The following is a 14,791-nucleotide window of genomic DNA, read 5'->3' on the forward strand; positions in this document are numbered from 1 at the left end:
CGAGATCGCTTACGGAGTAGCGCCGTTCGGGGTCGCGGGACGCATCAACCTGGCTGCTCATCGGCCACCGGCAGCAGCAAGGTGAACATCGGCGGCGTCGCCCGGCTCAGCCGCAGTCGTCCGCCCGCGGCTTCCGCCAGCCCGCGCGCCAAGGCCAATCCGATGCCGTGCCCCGAGGACTCACCGCGCTGCACGAACGGATCCCTGCCGGGCGGGACGCCGCGGCCCTCGTCGGCGACGTCGATGGCGAGCGCGCCGTCGGCGTCTCGCGCGGTCATCGTCACGGTGCCCGCACCGTGCGTCGTGGCGTTGTCCAGCAGGACGGTGAGCACCTGCCGCAGCGTCGCGACCGAAGCGTTCGGCCGGACGGTGCCGCCTGCGCGCACTTCGAGCCGCCTGCCCTGCGCGGTCAGCAGCCCGTTCCAGCCTTCGCGCAGTTCGGCGAGCAGGTCCGGCACATCCGCAGGCGCGGTCACCGGACCACCGGCCCTGGCCAGCAACAGCAGATCGTCGATGGTGCGTTCCAGCCGGTCGGCGGCTTCCACGCTCGATCGCAGCGCGGCATCGGGGTCCTGCTCGGGATCGTCGAGCGCGAGTTCCAGTTGCAGCCGCAACCCGGCCAGCGGCGTGCGCAGCTGGTGCGAGGCGTTCGCGGAGAAGGCCCGTTCGCGGGCGACCAGCTGGCCCAGCCGTTGCGCCGTGGTGCCCATCGAAGTCGCGACCGAGTCGATCTCCGGCACGCCGGCGGGTGCCGGGCGCACCGAGAAGTCGCCGTCGCCGAGCCGTCGAGCGGCACCGGAAAGCTCCTCCAGCGGCCGGGACAACTTGCCCGCGATGACGTGCGAAACCAGCCAGGCCACGAGCACCGCGAACAGCGCCAGGCCGGCCATGGTCAACCAGGTCAGCACCGTGCGCAGCAGCACTTCGCGATCGGAGGTCACCGCGCGCACGACTCCGACCACCTTGCCCCGGTCGGCCACCGGTACCGCCACCACCAGCGAATCCTCGTCGGAGCCGTTGATCAGCCGGCCGTCGCCGGCGGCCGCGCGCACCGCACGGTCTGCGAGCGCCGGCCCCTCCCCGACCTGGAGGCGCCCGTCCGGCGAGTACAGCGCGACCCTGGTCTGCTCGCCCGCGTCGGGCAGCGTCAGCGGCTGCTGGTGCCCGAACAGCTCGTCGGCCGCGGAGAGCGCGGCGGACTCGGCGGCCTGCTGCAGCTCGGCACGCGCGTCTTCGGCGAAGTACCGCTCGGCGCCCACCGCCAGCGGAAGGCCGAACAGCACGGTGGCCAGCACTGCGGCCAGCACCGTGAGGGTCACGATGCGTCTACGCACGGTCCTGCCTCTCCCGGGGCGACATCCCGCTCGTGGTGCTCGATCGCCGGGGCCCGACGCTCGGGGCCTTCTTACCGGAGCCTCCGCCCGCACCGCGGCAGCCGGTGGCGTGTCGCCGGGTGGGCGGATCGGCACGTTGCTCGCGCAAGGCAACGAGTTCACGCGCCGGTGTCGGTCGTCGGCGGGACGATGTGGGCATGTGCCGAAGCATCAGAACTCTCCGCCCGCCGTTCGTCGAGCAGCTGACCGAGCAGGACGTGCAGGCGGCAGCGCTGCAATACGTCCGGAAGGTCTCCGGGTTCCGCAAACCGGCCGCGCACAACGCGGCGGCGTTCGACAAAGCGGTCGAGACGATCACCGCGGCCACCGCCGAGCTGCTGGAAAGCCTGGAAGTGCGCGGTTCGCGCGGAAGCCGACCCGCTCAGGAACCGGTCGAGCCCGCTTCCAACGCCAGCAGCGAGCGCTTCGCCTCCGGCCCGCCGAGGTAACCGCCGAACGAACCGTCCGAGCGCACCACCCGGTGGCACGGCACGACGACCGGCAACGGGTTGCGCGCGCAGGCGGTGCCGACCGCGCGCACCGCCTTGGGGCTGCCTGCTGCGGCGGCGACCCGGGCGTAGCTGGCCGTCTCGCCGTAACCGATCTCCGGCAGGTGGGTGAGCACCGCCCGCCGGAAACCGTTGGCCAGCCGCAGGTCCAGCGGCAGTTCGAACCGGCGCCGCCGTCCGGCGAAGTACTCGTCGAGCTGCTCGCTGGCCGCCTCCAGCCGCTGCGGCGCGGACAGCACCCGCGGGCTCACGGTTTCGGCCAGCGACTCGAGCACCGCCGCATGGCCTTCACTCGCGTAGGCGACCCGAAGCAGTCCTTGCTCGGTCGCGGCGAGCAGCAGCGGCCCGACCGGGGTGTCCAGCGTGCGGTAGGCGATGTCCAGGACGCCTTCGCGCTCGGCTCGCGCGGCCAGCTGCGCGCGGAGCCGCTGCGGGACCTCCGGCGGTGTTGCGAACGGTGCGGTCATGGCGCTTCTCCTTCCGCGACCGGGTAATTGCTGCGCAGCTTCGCGATGCCGTCCGCGGCGGCGCGGCGGGCGGCGTCCGCGTTGCCGCCGATGATCGCGGCGACCTCGCGGTAGGGCAGCCCGGCCAGGTGGTGGTAGGCGACGGCCTGCCGTTGCCGGTCCGGCAGGTCCCGCAGCGCGTGCCACAGCTCCGGGTCGGGGTCGCGCGGAATTCCTTGCGTGCTTGGCCGTTCCGGCACGTGCTCGACGCTGACCGGACGCCGTGCCCGCGCGCGCAGCGCGTCGATGGCCTTGCGGTGCGCGATCGTGACCAGCCAGGCGCGCACGTCCGCGTCGGCGTCCAGCCGCGGGTAGGCCCGCAGCGCCGCGAGGAACGTCTCCGACCAGGCGTCCTCGGCGTCGGCCGGGCCGAGGACGGCTCGGCACACCCGCAGCACGACCGCGCCGTGCTCGCTCACCACCTGCTCGAACGGCCGCATCGGATCAGAACAGCCTGCCCGCGTCCGCAGGCGCCGGTTCCTCCAACGCCAGCAGGTAGCGCTTGCGCTCCAGTCCTCCCGCGTAGCCGGTGAGGGTGCCGTCCGCGCCGATCACGCGGTGGCACGGCACGATCACCGATATCGGGTTGCGGCCGTTGGCCGCACCCACGGCTTGCGCGTAGTTCACGTCACCGAGCATCCGGGCCAGCTCGCCGTAGCTGCGGGTCGCGCCGTACGGGATTTGCCGCAGCAGCTCCCACACCTTCAGCTGGAACGGCTCGCCGTGCGGGGCCAGCGGCAGGTCGAACTCGGTGCGCGTTCTGGCGAAGTATTCATCGAGCTGGCGGCGCGCCTCGTCCAGCACGAGTGTCGTGCCGCGCTCGCCGAGTTCTTCCGGGGCGTGCCTGCCGTCGGCGTAGTGCAGCGCCGTGAGGCCGTCGTCGCCCGCGACGAGCAGCAGCTCCCCCATCGGCGAGTCGATCAGCGTGTGCTTGGTGCTCATCGTCGGCTCCTGTCTGTCGCTTCCCCACTATGCAGACGTCTCGGGCGCCCGGAACGTGAGACCGGGCGGCGGTTCCGGCCACCGCAGTGTGGCTTGCGGGCTGCTGACCGCTGAGCTGGGCGGTCCGCAGCGCGGCCGCGCCCGCCGACGGCGCCGGGGACGGCGAGGACCGGCTGGAATACTCCTGACCATGACGACGGCACCACCAGCCCGCCCGGCCAAGCGCGGCAGGCCCGGCTACGACCTGGAGTCCCTGCTGGCGGTGGCGGTGCAGCTGTTCAACGAACGCGGGTACGACGGGACCAGCATGGAGGACCTCTCCCGCAAGCTCGGCATCAGCAAATCCGCGATCTACCACCACGTGCCCAGCAAGGAGGAACTGCTGCGGCTGGCCGTGGACCGGGCGCTGGACGGGCTGTTCGCCACCGCCGCGCAGGCGCGCGAACTGCCGGGCAGCGCGCTGACGCGGCTTGAGCACCTGGTCCGCGGCAGCGTGCTGGTGCTGGTCGAGCGGCTGCCGTTCGTCACGCTGCTGTTGCGCGTGCGGGGCAACACCAAGGTGGAGCGGGCGGCGCTGGCGCGGCGGCGCGAGTTCGACCAGCTCGTCACCGACCTGGTGGCGGAGGCGGTGCACGACGGCGAGCTGCGCCCGGAGCTCGATCCGGCGACCACCAGCCGCCTGCTGTTCGGCATGGTGAACTCGTTGATCGAGTGGTACCGGCCGCAGGGCGGCTCCGGCGGTGAGGAGCTGGCGGAGGCGGTGGTCGCGGTGGCGTTCGACGGGCTGCGGGTGCGGCCGCAGAATCCCGCTTGACGGCAACGATTTTCAACAGCTCGAGGTCGGATTCCGGAGGTGGGGGCCGGATTTCCCGGCCCCCACCTCCGCCCCCAAGGGGAAAGCGGGTCGGCGGCCGGTTCGGGGTCTCCGGCGCCGGTCGCGGCCGCGTGCGCGCCGATTCGGGGTCAGGCGCAGCGGCGGATCCAGCGATCCGCTTTCCGCATCGGCAGATCGTCGCTCCGGGACTGTCCACTCGCAACACGCAACGGGTGTGTCCGGCGAAAATTCCCCCGCTCATCACACCAGCGAGCGTCGCGAGACCGAATTGGGGCGCGCACACTGGGACCTGGGACGCGTACAGCCGGTTCTTGGAGCTGTGATGGGAAGGTTGCGCCGGAGTTCCGTCCGGGACTGCGCCATCGCGCTGGCGGTCGCGGCGATGACCGTCCAATGCGGCACGCAGCCGCCGCCTCCGGAACCGGCTTTCACCGCCGGCGTGGGGGAAGTGACCGCGCAGCGGCTGGGACCGAGCTGGCGGCCCGGGTGCCCCGTGCCGCCGGAACAGTTGCGGCTGCTGACGCTCACGCACGTCGGCATGGACGGCCGCGACCACATCGGAGAGCTCGTGGTGCACCAGGACCGGGTCGGGCCGACCATCGACGCGTTCCGGGAGCTGCACCGGATGCGGTTCCCCATCGAGCGGATGCGCACGCCCGAGCACTACCCGGGCGCTGACGATGAACTGTCCATGCGGGACAACAACACGTCCGCGTTCAACTGCCGCGAGATCAGCGGCAGCGGCAACTGGTCCAACCACGCCTACGGCCGTGCGGTGGACATCAACACGCTCATCAACCCGTACGTGAGCTCGGACGGACTGGTGCAGCCGGCGACGGCCGGGCCGTACCTGGACCGAACCCGGCGCGATCCCGGGATGTTCCACGCAGGCGACCCGGCCGTGCGGGTGTTCACCGACAGGGGCTGGACTTGGGGCGGCTCGTGGCACGATCCCAAGGACTACCAGCACTTCGAGCTGGAGTGACCGGCTTTCCGCCTCGATCCTCCGGATAGGACTCGCGGACCGGCGGGGGAACTACTTGTTCAAGTGCGGTTCGAGCTGCTCGGTCACGTAGTCGATGGCCGTCGTGCCCCCGGGCAGGAAGCCGACGAACTGGAAGAAGCCGTGCATCTGCCCGGAGAACCGGCGCAACTGCACCGCAACGCCCGCCGCGCGGAGCTTTTCCGCGTACGCCTCACCTTCGTCGCGCAGCACGTCGTGCTCGGCGGTGAGCACGATCGCTGGAGGCGAGCCCGCCAGATCCGCGCACCGCAGCGGCGAAGCGTCCGGCTCGGCGCGCGCCGCGATGTCCGGCACGTAGTGGTCCCAGAACCAGACCATCGTGTCCCGGGTGAGCATGAGCTGGTTGTCCGGATCGGTGTAGGAAGCGTTGTCCAGATCCGCATCGGTGACCGGGTAAACCAAGACCTGTGCGGCGATCTGGGGGTCTCCGGCGGTTTTCGCCCGGTTGGCCAGCACCGCCGCCAGGTTGCCGCCCGCGCTGTCTCCGGCCACGACGAGCGGACCGCCCGCGCCACCGGTCAATTCCGCCACGTGCTGCGCGCTCCAGCGCAGCGCCGCCCAAGCATCGTCGACCGCAACCGGGTACCGGTGCTCCGGCGCCAGCCGGTATTCCACCAGCACGACCGTGCACCCGGTCCGCTGCGCCAGCACGCGACCGAGGGTGTCGAACTGGTCGACCGACCCGATGACCCAACCGCCTCCGTGCAGGTACACCAGCACACCGCGACTGCGTTCGGCCGGTCGCAGGACGCGCACCGCGATCTTCGCGCCGTCCGCGGCGAAGACCGCGGTGTCGCGAACCTCGTGCAGTTGCGGTCCGGGACCGCTGAGGTCCGTCATCGCCGCGGACATCTCCCGCGCCTCCTGCGGCTGAAGGGTGTGCATCGGTGCAGCACCGGTTTCGGCCATTTGGGCCAGGAAATCCGCCGTCGCCTTGTCCAGCGCCATGTTGTCGCTTCCCCTTGTCCGTTCGGATGTGCGTTGGTGGCTATTTGACGACGAAGCCGCTGTAGCCCGCGGCCGCGACTTCCTCGCACTTCTGCTCGTACAGCGTCAGACCACCGACGTAGGGCATGAAAACCCGTTGTTTTCCGGGAACGTTCGCACCCAGGTACCAGGAGTTCGCCCGCGGGAACAAGGTCTCCGCGGCCATCTCGTTGACGTGCGCGACCCACTCGCGCTCGGCTTCCGCCTCGGCCTCGATGGTGCGGTAGCCGTTGGTGTCCAAGTACTCGATGCAGCGGGCGGTCCACTCCACGTGCTGCTCGATGGAGGTGACCATGTTCGTCAGCACCGACGGGCTGCCCGGCCCGGCCAGGATGAACATGTTCGGGAATCCCGCGACCCCGAGCCCGAGGTAGGTGCGCGGGCCCGCGTCCCAGCGCCGCGCGAGTTGCTGCCCTCGCCTGCCGCGCACGTCGATCCGGTTGAGCGCACCGGTCATCGCGTCGAACCCGGTGGCCAGCACCAGCGCGTCCAGCTCGTGTTCGGTGCCGCCCGCGCGCACACCATCGGCGGTCACCGTCTCCAGTGGACTTTCGAGCAGGTCGACCAGGCTCACGTCGTCCCTGTTGTAGGTCTCGAAGTAGCCGGTTTCCACGCAGATCCGTTTCGCGCCCAGCGGGTGATCACGCGGTAGCAGGCGTTCTGCGGTGTCCGGGTCGTCGACCACCTCGCGGATCTTGTCGCGGACGAACCCGGCGACCGCGTCGTTGGCGCGCTGGTCCAGCATCAGGTCGGCATAGGCACCGAGCAGGCTGAATCCGCCCTTGCCCCAGCGGTTCTCGAACTCCTGCCTGCGCTCGTGCTCGTCCACGTCGACCGCGTTCTGCTCGGTGTCCCCGCGGTCCACACCGGACGGACTGGCGCGAGCCTTGCGGCGGCGTTCCGGGTACGTCTCCTTGACCTGGCGCAGCGTCTCGGGATCCAGCGGCCCGTTCACCGCCGGGACGGAGAAATTGGGCGTGCGCTGGAAAACCGTCAGATGCCGAGCCTGCTCGGCGAGCACCGGGATGGCTTGGATCCCGGAGGAACCGGTACCGACGACACCGACCCGCTGACCGGAGAAGTCCACACCGGACTCCGGCCACGTCCCGGTGTGGTGCACCGGACCGCGGAAGTCCGCCAAACCGGGCAGGCGCGGGGTTTGCGGTACCGAAAGACAACCGGTGGCCATGATGCAGAACCGGCTGACCAACGGGTCTCGACCTTCGCGGTGCACCGTCCACCGCGCGGTGTCCTCGTCGTAGTGCGCCGCGGTCACGCGCGTGTCGAAGGAGATGTCGCGGCGCAGGTCGAACCGGTCGGCGACGTGCGCGAGGTAGCGCTGGATCTCCGGTTGCGCCGGGTAACGCTCGGTCCACTCCCATTCCTGCTGCAGCTGTTCGTCCCACGAGTAGGAGTAGTCCACGCTCTCCACGTCGCAGCGGGCGCCGGGATAGCGGTTCCAGTACCACGTCCCGCCCACGTCGGAGCCGGCTTCCAGGACCCGTACCGACAGCCCCTGCGCGCGCAGCTTGTGGAGCATGTACAGCCCGGAGAATCCGGCGCCCACCACGACGGCGTCGAGGAGTTCCGGAGCGGTCGAAGGGGAGTTCGTCATCGCATGTCACCCGTCCACGCTGTTGACCGAAGGAGCCGGATTAGTTGGGAGCCGCAACTAAAAATCTAACGCAGCCGTCGTTCGGCAGCGATGAATGTCACTGACCTGGCCGAGTCCGCACAACTCGGCGTGATCAGCTCCCGCCAGCCGTCTGCGTCCTTTTCCGGTGCCGCGCGCAGCGCTTCCAGATCCGGGAACCACAACTCGCGCGCCGCGTCGAACTCCGGTCGCGCACCATCCACATAGGACTCCGGAATGCTCCGGGAACGGACGTGCCGCAGCGCCCCGACCGCACGCCCGCGGTCGCGGTCCGCGGAGTCGGCGAATCGCCGGTCGAAATCGTCGCCCGACAGCCCTTCGTCCGCGCGCAGCAGCCGGACCAGCTTCACACCGGTGGCCTCGCCGGGGCCGTCCGAACCGTCCACCGCGGACTCGGCGGTGATCAGGAAGCGCAGCTTCGGGATGTCCATGAAGTGCACCTGGTCCGCATCCGCCTCGGCGTAGGCCGGATCGTCCTGCAACGCCAGCGCGGATCCCGGATCGTCCAGCCACACCTCGGGAATCCCGTGGTACGGCGCGTCGATGAGGTCGTCGGCCGCTGCCAGCCGGGAGTTCTGCACCGCGTGCCGGACGATCGAGATCGCCAGGGTGAGCGGGTCGCCGTGTGGGCGGTGCCAGTGCGCGTCGAACTCGGCCAGCGACAGGTCCGGCCGCTTGGTCAGCAGTGCCATCGTTTTGATCACAGTTCGCTCCCCTGTGGAATCGCGCGAGCGCGCGTCGTCGGATTCCGCTGCTCATGCGCGGATCGGGCGTGCTGCGGCGGATCAGGCGTATTGGATGAGCTTCGGTTCCAGGTAGGCGCGCAAGCCCTCAACGTTGCCTTCGCGGCCGATTCCGGACTGCTTGAACCCGCCGAAGGGCTGCACGACGCACATTTCCCAGCCGTTGATGGAGATCTGGCCGGTGCGCACCCGCCGTGCCACGCTTTCGGCGAGCTCGCCGTCGGCCGCGTAAACCGCGCCGGAGAGCCCGTAGTCGGAGTCGTTGGCGATGTCGACCGCTTCGTCGATGTCGTCGAACGGCAGCACGCACAGAACCGGCCCGAAGATCTCCTCGCGCGCGATGCGCATGTCGTTGCGCACGTCTGCGAACACGGTCGGCTGCACGTAGAAGCCCTTGTCCAGACCGGGCGGACGGCCACCCCCGGTGACCAGCCGCGCGCCTTCCGCGCGGCCGATGCGGATGTAGTCCTCCACCCGATCCCGCTGCCGTTCGGCCGCCAACGGACCGAGCGCGGTTCCGTCGTCCGTCGGGTCGCCGATCGCCATGCCTTCCAGCGCGGGAACCATCGCTTCCAGCAATTCCTGTTGGCGCGCACGAGGGACGAGGATCCGGGTCAGCGCCGCACAGACCTGCCCCGAGTGCCCGACCCCGGCGGGCAGCAGCGAGGGCAGCACCTGTTGCACCGGGATGTCGTCGGCGATGATGCCCGCGGATTTCCCGCCCAGTTCCAGCGAAACGCGGGTGACCCGCTCGCCGCACAGGCTCATGATGCGACGTCCGGCCGCGGTGCTGCCGGTGAAGGCGACCTTGTCCACGCCCGGGTGAGTCACCAGGTGTTCACCGGCTTCGCGCCCGGCGGGGAGCACGCTGATCACCCCTTCCGGAAGCCCGGCCGCTTCCAGCGCCTCGGCGAGCAACAGCGTGCTCAGCGGGCCTTCCGGGGCGGGTTTCAGCACCACCGTGCAGCCGGCCGCGAGCGCCGGGCCGATCTTGAGCGAGGCGGTTGCGACGGGACCGTTCCACGGGATGACGCTGGCGACCACGCCGACCGGTTCGTGCACCAGCTTGCCCCGCCCGCCGTTCCAGTCCCGATCCTCCTCGAAGCCGAAACGGGTGTGCAATGTGGACACGTCGTCCCACATCTGCAGCGCGTTGTGGTGGAAAGCGCGGCTCACCGCGAGCGGCGCGCCGATCTCGGCGGTGAAGGCGGCGACCATGTCGTCGTAGCGGGCGGCGACCTCGCGCCCCACCCGCGCCAGCGCCTCGCCGCGCTCGGCAGGCGTCATCCGCGGCCACGTACCGTGATCGAACGCCGCGCGTGCCGCGGACACCGCAGCGTCCACATCGGACTCGGTGATTTCCGGAACCGTGGCCAGCACTTCCTCGGTGCTGGGCGAGACGACTTCCAACCGGCCGGTGCCGCCGGGTTCGACCCACCGGCCACCGACGAACACCTGCGAGTAGCTCTTCAGCGCGGTACCGCCGAGCGCGGCGCTGCTGCTCATCCGGGCCTCCTGTCCCACCACCGGGCAACGGCGTCGGCCGGAGCGCGCGATCCGCGGTGACCGGCGACACAGTCACCTTGGCGGCGGGACATCCCCGCAGTCAATGAATTCCCTTATATTCATGCTCATCAATACGGAGCGTGATGCCACTCCGGGCCTGCGGGCGGACCCGGCGGGCTCACGCCGCGGAAGCCGGGTCCGCAGGTCTACCGCGCCCCTCCTGCGGGTCCAACCCCAGCATGTCCAGCAGTTCCCGCAGCTCATCGGCGTCGCGCGCGTGGTGGCCGACCGCGCGCACCGCGTGCGCGCGCTCCTGCGGCGTCGGCTCGTGCGCGTCGGCGGACTGCGGTGTGGGTTGCGGTTGCATCGGCGAAGATCCTTTCCCCCTTGCGTGCTGTGCGGCAGCGATCCTGCCAGCCGCGCGCGAGGACACCACGGCCGAAAGTCCCGGCCCCGCCGCGGTTCGCGCCGCGACGTCGACGGCGCGGCGCCGCACGGTCCCGCCGTCGAAGAGCCGCACGAGTGAAGCCCGCGGGTGTGGTTTTACCGCCGCCGCGCCCGGGAAGGCCCCAAGGCGACCGGCGGAAGGAGATCAGGGCGTGGCGCAGCGAACGGGATCCGGACGACGGCCGATCCCCCGATTCCGGCGTCCCAGCAGGAAACGAAGCCAGGACCCGATCGTCATCGACGAGCGGAAGTCCCGTCGGGCCGTTGCCGCGGCCGCCATCGGCAACACCATGGAATGGTTCGACTTCGGCGTCTACAGCTACCTGGCGGTGACCATCGGCCAGGTCTTCTTCCCCTCGAACAGCCCGACCGCGCAACTGCTTTCGACGTTCGCGACGTTCGCGGTGGCATTCCTGGTGCGGCCGCTGGGCGGGTTCTTCTTCGGACCGCTGGGCGATCGCATCGGCAGGCAGAAGGTGCTGGCCACCACGATGATCACGATGGCGGCGGGCACGGTGGCGATCGGGCTGCTGCCCGGCTACGCCCAGATCGGGATCTGGGCGCCGATCCTCCTGCTGCTGGCGCGGCTGGTGCAGGGCTTCTCCACCGGCGGGGAGTACGGCGGGGCGACGACCTACGTCGCGGAGTTCTCCCCGGACCGCAGGCGCGGTTTCATGTCGAGCTGGCTGGAGTTCGGCACCCTGGTCGGCTATTCGATGGGCGCCGGCAGCGTCACGGTGCTCAGCGTCGCGCTGCCGGACGGGGCCTTGAGCTCCTGGGGCTGGCGGATCCCGTTCCTGGTGGCAGGCCCGCTGGGACTGGTCGGGCTGTACCTGCGGCTGAAGCTGGAGGACACCCCCGCCTACCAGAAGAGCTCCGAGGGCGAGCAGCCGCAGCAGGCGGCGACGCTGCGCAGCCTGGGCACGTTGTTCACCCGCTGCTGGCGCCCGATGCTCAAGTGCATCGGGCTGGTCATCGCGTTCAACGTCACCAACTACACGCTGACCGCCTACATGCCGACCTACCTCACCGCCGAGCTCGGGTTCGGCCACACCAAGGCGCTCACCCTGGTGCTGGTGGCGATGTTGCTGGTGATGACGTTGATCGTGGTGCTTGGCCGGTACTCCGACAAGATCGGCAGGCTGCCGATCGCCGGTGCGGGCTCGGTGGCGCTGATCGTGCTGTCGGTACCTGCGTACCTGCTGCTCGGTCTGGGCAGCGTGCCCGCCGTGCTCGGCGGGTTGCTGGTCCTGGGGCTGACGTTGATCTGCTTCAGCAGCACGATGCCGGCGGCGCTGCCCGCGCTGTTCCCGACCGACGTCCGCTACGGCGGCGTGTCGGTGAGCTTCAACATCGCGGTAGCCCTGTTCGGCGGCACCACTCCGCTGCTCGCGGAGGCGCTGCTGGCCGGGACCGGCGTGCGGATCATGCCTGCGGTGCTGCTCATCGCGGCCGGCGTGGTCGGGCTGGTGACGGTGTACTTCACCCGCGAGTCGGCGGGGCGCAAGCTGCCCGGTTCTCCGCCCACCGCCGCCTCGGAGCAGGAAGCCGCCGAGCGGCAGCAGGAGCAGCGCGGTGAGGCTTGACGGCCCGCCGCGGACGTCGGCGGACAAGTTTGCGCAGCCGGCCGGAAGGGTTAACCAACGGACATGGCAGCGGACCGCTCATCGCAGACCCCCGGGCCGGATCCCGAGCGAACTCCGGGGCTGGAATCCGGCGGGTCGGTCCCGCCCGGCGACACACCGCCGGGCGAGGCCGGGGCCACCGACGCCGTCTCGCATCCGCAGCGCGCCGAGCCGCGTCCGGCGAAATGGCTGTGGCTGGCGGGAATCGCCGTGGTGGTCGTACTGGTCGCGCTGTTCTTCGCCGCGTATGCGGGAGGATTGCTCAGCTAAGCGTTTCCGGGCTGCTCGCCCGTCGATGCAGGCGAGCGGCCCGTGCCCTGCGAACGGGCGCGCTCGAAGATCCCAGCGGGACGATCCTCAGCTCGCCATGCGGGTGCGCAGTTCCGGGAGGAAATCCAGGTCCTCGTTCTGCACACCTTCGAGGTCGATGTCGTGCGGCAGGGCGGTGGACGGCGTGCGCTGCAACAGGTACTTCACCGATTCGACGACGAAGCGCTGCTCGTCGGGTTCGGGCATGTCCAGCGCGTCGAGCACGCCCTGCGGGTAGCTCACCCGGTGTTCGGTGGTCTGCTCGCCCTCGTGCACTTCCGCGGCGAACTCGTGCTCACCGAGCTGCAGGACCTTCACGTCCTCGGCCATGGTCGCCTCCTGCTGGGTGCGTGCTCTGCCGCACCGGTGTTCCACGTCGCTTCGGGCGGCAAACCTTCCGTCGTGGCAAGGGTTTTGCGCGGGCGTGTTCGGCTACTCGCAGCGTCAAGTCGGCGTCTTCGCGATAGGCGCGGGGAAATCTCTCGTCGAGCGTCGATCAATGCCGCAGGCCGATAAGCCATTTCCGCTGTGATCCACCACGCGTCCGCGAGGCTCGTCGTGCAGTTCTCCCGGCTGTCGTCGGGATGACGACGGCGCGATCCAACGTGCTCACCAGGCGATCGCTGCGCGACGCACCACGAACGGGCCGAGAACGAGCAGATCGATCGGCGAGGAACCGAAGCACTCCAAGGCGTCCGCGGGCGAGTCCACCATCGGCCGCCCTGCGGTGTTGAAGCTCGTGTTGATCACTGTGGGCAACCCGGTCCGTTCCGCGAATTCCCCCAGCAACCGGGCGAGCAACGGCTCGTCGGCCCGGTCCACGGTCTGGATGCGGGCGGTGCCGTCGACGTGCACCACCGCCGGGATCCGTTGCCGCCAGTCGCTGCGCACGTCGTGCACGAACAGCATGAACGGGCTCGGCACCGGGCCGCGGTCGAAGATCTCCGCGGCTCGCTCGGCCAGCACGACCGGAGCCACCGGGCGGAACCGCTCACTCCCTTTCACCTCGTTGAGCCGTTCGGCGTTCTCGGCGTGGCCGGGATGGGCCAGCAGCGAGCGGTGGCCGAGCGCGCGCGGGCCGAACTCCGCCCGGCCCTGGAACCAGCCCACGATCTCGTTGCGCGCCAACGAGTCCGCCGCCGTCGTCGCCACGTCGTCCGGGCGCTCGTAGGGCAACCTCGCGGCTTGCAGCGCCGATTCCAGTTCCGCCTCGCCGAAACCGCGGCCGAGGTCGGCGGCGGGCATCGGCCGCACCCGCTCGCCGGCTTGCGCGGCCAGGTGCATCGCAGCGCCCAGCGCGGTCCCGGCGTCCCCGGCCGCGGGCTGCACCCAGACCTCGTCGAACGGTCCTTCGGCGGCCAGCCTGGTGTTGGCCACGCAGTTCAGCGCGACCCCACCGGCAACGGCCAGCTCCGGCTGCCCGGTCTCGCGGTGCAGCCAACCGGCGAGTTCCAGCAGCAGCTCTTCCAGCCGCGTCTGCACGCTGGCGGCGAGCTGGGCGTGCTCGTCGAGCAGTTCCCCGTCCGGTTCGCGCGGTGGTGCCCACCGAGACCAGTCCAGCCGGTCGATCCGGATCTGCGCGTCGTCACCCACGCGTACCAGGTCGGTGAGATCCGGCAGGTACGTCGGCTTCGCATACCCGGCCAGCGCCATGACGTCGTACTCGTCGCTGCTGCGCCGGAAGCCCAGATGCGCCGTCAGGCTCTCGTAGAGCAACCCGAGTGAACCCGGCAAGGACTGCTCGGCCAACACTTCCAGCCGGCCCGAGCGGTATTGGCCCAGCAGCCCACAAGTGCTCTCCCCGCGCCCGTCCGCGGTCAGCACCGCGCAGTCGCCGAACGGCGCGGCCAGCCCGGCGGAGGCGGCGTGCGCGACGTGGTGCGGCACGAACCGCACTCCGTCCGGGTCCAGCCCGGGCAGCGCCGAGCGCAGCAACCACGGAGCGCGACCGGCGAATTCGGTGCGCAGGTGTTCCCATTCCGGATCCAGGCCGGAGAGTTCGTGCTGCACGAGCCCGGGATCGTAGGAGAATCCCACTATGTCCACATCGGACGGTCGAAGGCCCGCTTCGGCGAGGCACCACGCTGCGGAGCGCTCCGGCTGCTCCCAAGCGGCGAACGGAACCGGTGATTTGCCGTGCTTTCGCCGGGTGAACCGCTCCTCCTCGGCAGCGGCGACCGGCTCGCCGTCCACGACCAGCGCCGCCGCCGGGTCGTGGAACACGGCGTTGATCCCGAGAATGCGCACCAGCGCCTCCAGCATGGTCGATTCCGGCGAATCGACGGATCCCCCCGAATCCGCTACTACTCCGCTACCCTGCGCAGCGGCTCT

At 70.4% G+C, this 14,791-nt stretch carries 16 protein-coding genes; 5 read left to right on the top strand and 11 right to left on the bottom strand.

Annotation, left to right across the window (positions count from 1 at the left end; translation table 11 throughout):
- Window positions 1-44: 44 nt before the first annotated feature.
- Window positions 45-1,334, bottom strand: coding sequence for a sensor histidine kinase (locus INP57_RS08490; protein ID WP_200069549.1), 1,290 nt, complete (start codon window positions 1,332-1,334; stop codon window positions 45-47).
- Window positions 1,335-1,531: 197 nt separating this feature from the next.
- Here INP57_RS08490 and INP57_RS08495 point away from each other — a divergent pair, with 197 nt between their 5' ends.
- Entirely contained in the window at window positions 1,532-1,822 is a 291-nt protein-coding gene (locus INP57_RS08495; protein ID WP_200069550.1) for a DUF2277 domain-containing protein, read from the top strand.
- Here the strand turns inward: INP57_RS08495 and INP57_RS08500 are convergent.
- From INP57_RS08500 to INP57_RS08510, 3 genes are read right to left on the bottom strand one after another with little or no spacing between them, the layout of a single operon-like run.
- Window positions 1,756-2,349 (bottom strand): methylated-DNA--[protein]-cysteine S-methyltransferase, encoded by a 594-nt coding sequence (locus INP57_RS08500; protein WP_200069551.1) that lies wholly within the window; start codon window positions 2,347-2,349, stop codon window positions 1,756-1,758. The two genes, INP57_RS08495 and INP57_RS08500, sit on opposite strands and share 67 nt — an antisense overlap.
- Window positions 2,346-2,828, bottom strand: a complete 483-nt coding sequence (locus INP57_RS08505) for an RNA polymerase sigma factor (protein WP_200069552.1) — start codon at window positions 2,826-2,828, stop codon at window positions 2,346-2,348. Before INP57_RS08505 ends, INP57_RS08500 begins: the two co-directional genes overlap by 4 nt.
- A gap of 4 nt (window positions 2,829-2,832) precedes the next feature.
- Complete coding sequence (locus INP57_RS08510; RefSeq protein ID WP_200069553.1) at window positions 2,833-3,330, bottom strand: methylated-DNA--[protein]-cysteine S-methyltransferase; 498 nt, start codon at window positions 3,328-3,330, stop codon at window positions 2,833-2,835.
- Window positions 3,331-3,520: 190 nt separating this feature from the next.
- Between INP57_RS08510 and INP57_RS08515 the strand changes: the two genes are divergently transcribed.
- Both INP57_RS08515 and INP57_RS08520 read left to right on the top strand, forming a co-directional pair.
- Window positions 3,521-4,144, top strand: a complete 624-nt coding sequence (locus INP57_RS08515) for a TetR/AcrR family transcriptional regulator (protein WP_200069554.1) — start codon at window positions 3,521-3,523, stop codon at window positions 4,142-4,144.
- A 352-nt stretch (window positions 4,145-4,496) separates the two neighbouring features.
- A complete protein-coding gene (locus INP57_RS08520; RefSeq protein ID WP_233627183.1) occupies window positions 4,497-5,150 on the top strand; it encodes a M15 family metallopeptidase in 654 nt (217 codons plus the stop codon).
- Window positions 5,151-5,201: 51 nt separating this feature from the next.
- Here INP57_RS08520 and INP57_RS08525 read toward each other — a convergent pair whose 3' ends face one another.
- The 5 genes from INP57_RS08525 to INP57_RS08545 all read right to left on the bottom strand — a co-directional run bounded on the left by INP57_RS08525 (window position 5,202) and on the right by INP57_RS08545 (window position 10,446).
- Window positions 5,202-6,137, bottom strand: coding sequence for an alpha/beta hydrolase (locus INP57_RS08525; RefSeq protein WP_200069556.1), 936 nt, complete (start codon window positions 6,135-6,137; stop codon window positions 5,202-5,204).
- 40 nt (window positions 6,138-6,177) lie between these two features.
- Entirely contained in the window at window positions 6,178-7,791 is a 1,614-nt protein-coding gene (locus tag INP57_RS08530; protein ID WP_200069557.1) for a flavin-containing monooxygenase, read from the bottom strand.
- A 65-nt stretch (window positions 7,792-7,856) separates the two neighbouring features.
- Window positions 7,857-8,534: an EthD domain-containing protein gene (locus INP57_RS08535; RefSeq protein WP_200069558.1), complete on the bottom strand. Its 678-nt coding sequence runs from the start codon at window positions 8,532-8,534 to the stop codon at window positions 7,857-7,859.
- 81 nt (window positions 8,535-8,615) lie between these two features.
- A complete protein-coding gene (locus INP57_RS08540) occupies window positions 8,616-10,079 on the bottom strand; it encodes an aldehyde dehydrogenase (protein ID WP_233627184.1) in 1,464 nt (487 codons plus the stop codon).
- A 178-nt stretch (window positions 10,080-10,257) separates the two neighbouring features.
- Window positions 10,258-10,446 (bottom strand): hypothetical protein, encoded by a 189-nt coding sequence (locus INP57_RS08545; RefSeq protein WP_200069559.1) that lies wholly within the window; start codon window positions 10,444-10,446, stop codon window positions 10,258-10,260.
- Between the two features lie 232 nt (window positions 10,447-10,678).
- Between INP57_RS08545 and INP57_RS08550 the strand changes: the two genes are divergently transcribed.
- Both INP57_RS08550 and INP57_RS08555 read left to right on the top strand, forming a co-directional pair.
- Window positions 10,679-12,112 (top strand): MFS transporter, encoded by a 1,434-nt coding sequence (locus INP57_RS08550; RefSeq protein WP_200069947.1) that lies wholly within the window; start codon window positions 10,679-10,681, stop codon window positions 12,110-12,112.
- Between the two features lie 63 nt (window positions 12,113-12,175).
- The gene (locus INP57_RS08555; protein ID WP_200069560.1) at window positions 12,176-12,421 is read left to right on the top strand and encodes a DUF6480 family protein; all 246 of its coding nucleotides are present in this window, start codon (window positions 12,176-12,178) and stop codon (window positions 12,419-12,421) included.
- Between the two features lie 87 nt (window positions 12,422-12,508).
- Here the strand turns inward: INP57_RS08555 and INP57_RS08560 are convergent, their stop codons facing one another.
- Window positions 12,509-12,790 carry a hypothetical protein gene (locus INP57_RS08560; RefSeq protein WP_200069561.1) on the bottom strand — a complete coding sequence of 94 codons (282 nt, stop codon included), beginning with the start codon at window positions 12,788-12,790 and terminating at the stop codon, window positions 12,509-12,511.
- Between the two features lie 279 nt (window positions 12,791-13,069).
- Window positions 13,070-14,707 carry a carbamoyltransferase family protein gene (locus INP57_RS08565; RefSeq protein ID WP_200069900.1) on the bottom strand — a complete coding sequence of 546 codons (1,638 nt, stop codon included), beginning with the start codon at window positions 14,705-14,707 and terminating at the stop codon, window positions 13,070-13,072.
- Window positions 14,708-14,791 lie beyond the last annotated feature (84 nt).

The sequence above is a fragment of the Saccharopolyspora galaxeae genome (assembly GCF_016526145.1).
In the GTDB taxonomy this organism is placed as follows: domain Bacteria; phylum Actinomycetota; class Actinomycetes; order Mycobacteriales; family Pseudonocardiaceae; genus Saccharopolyspora_C; species Saccharopolyspora_C galaxeae.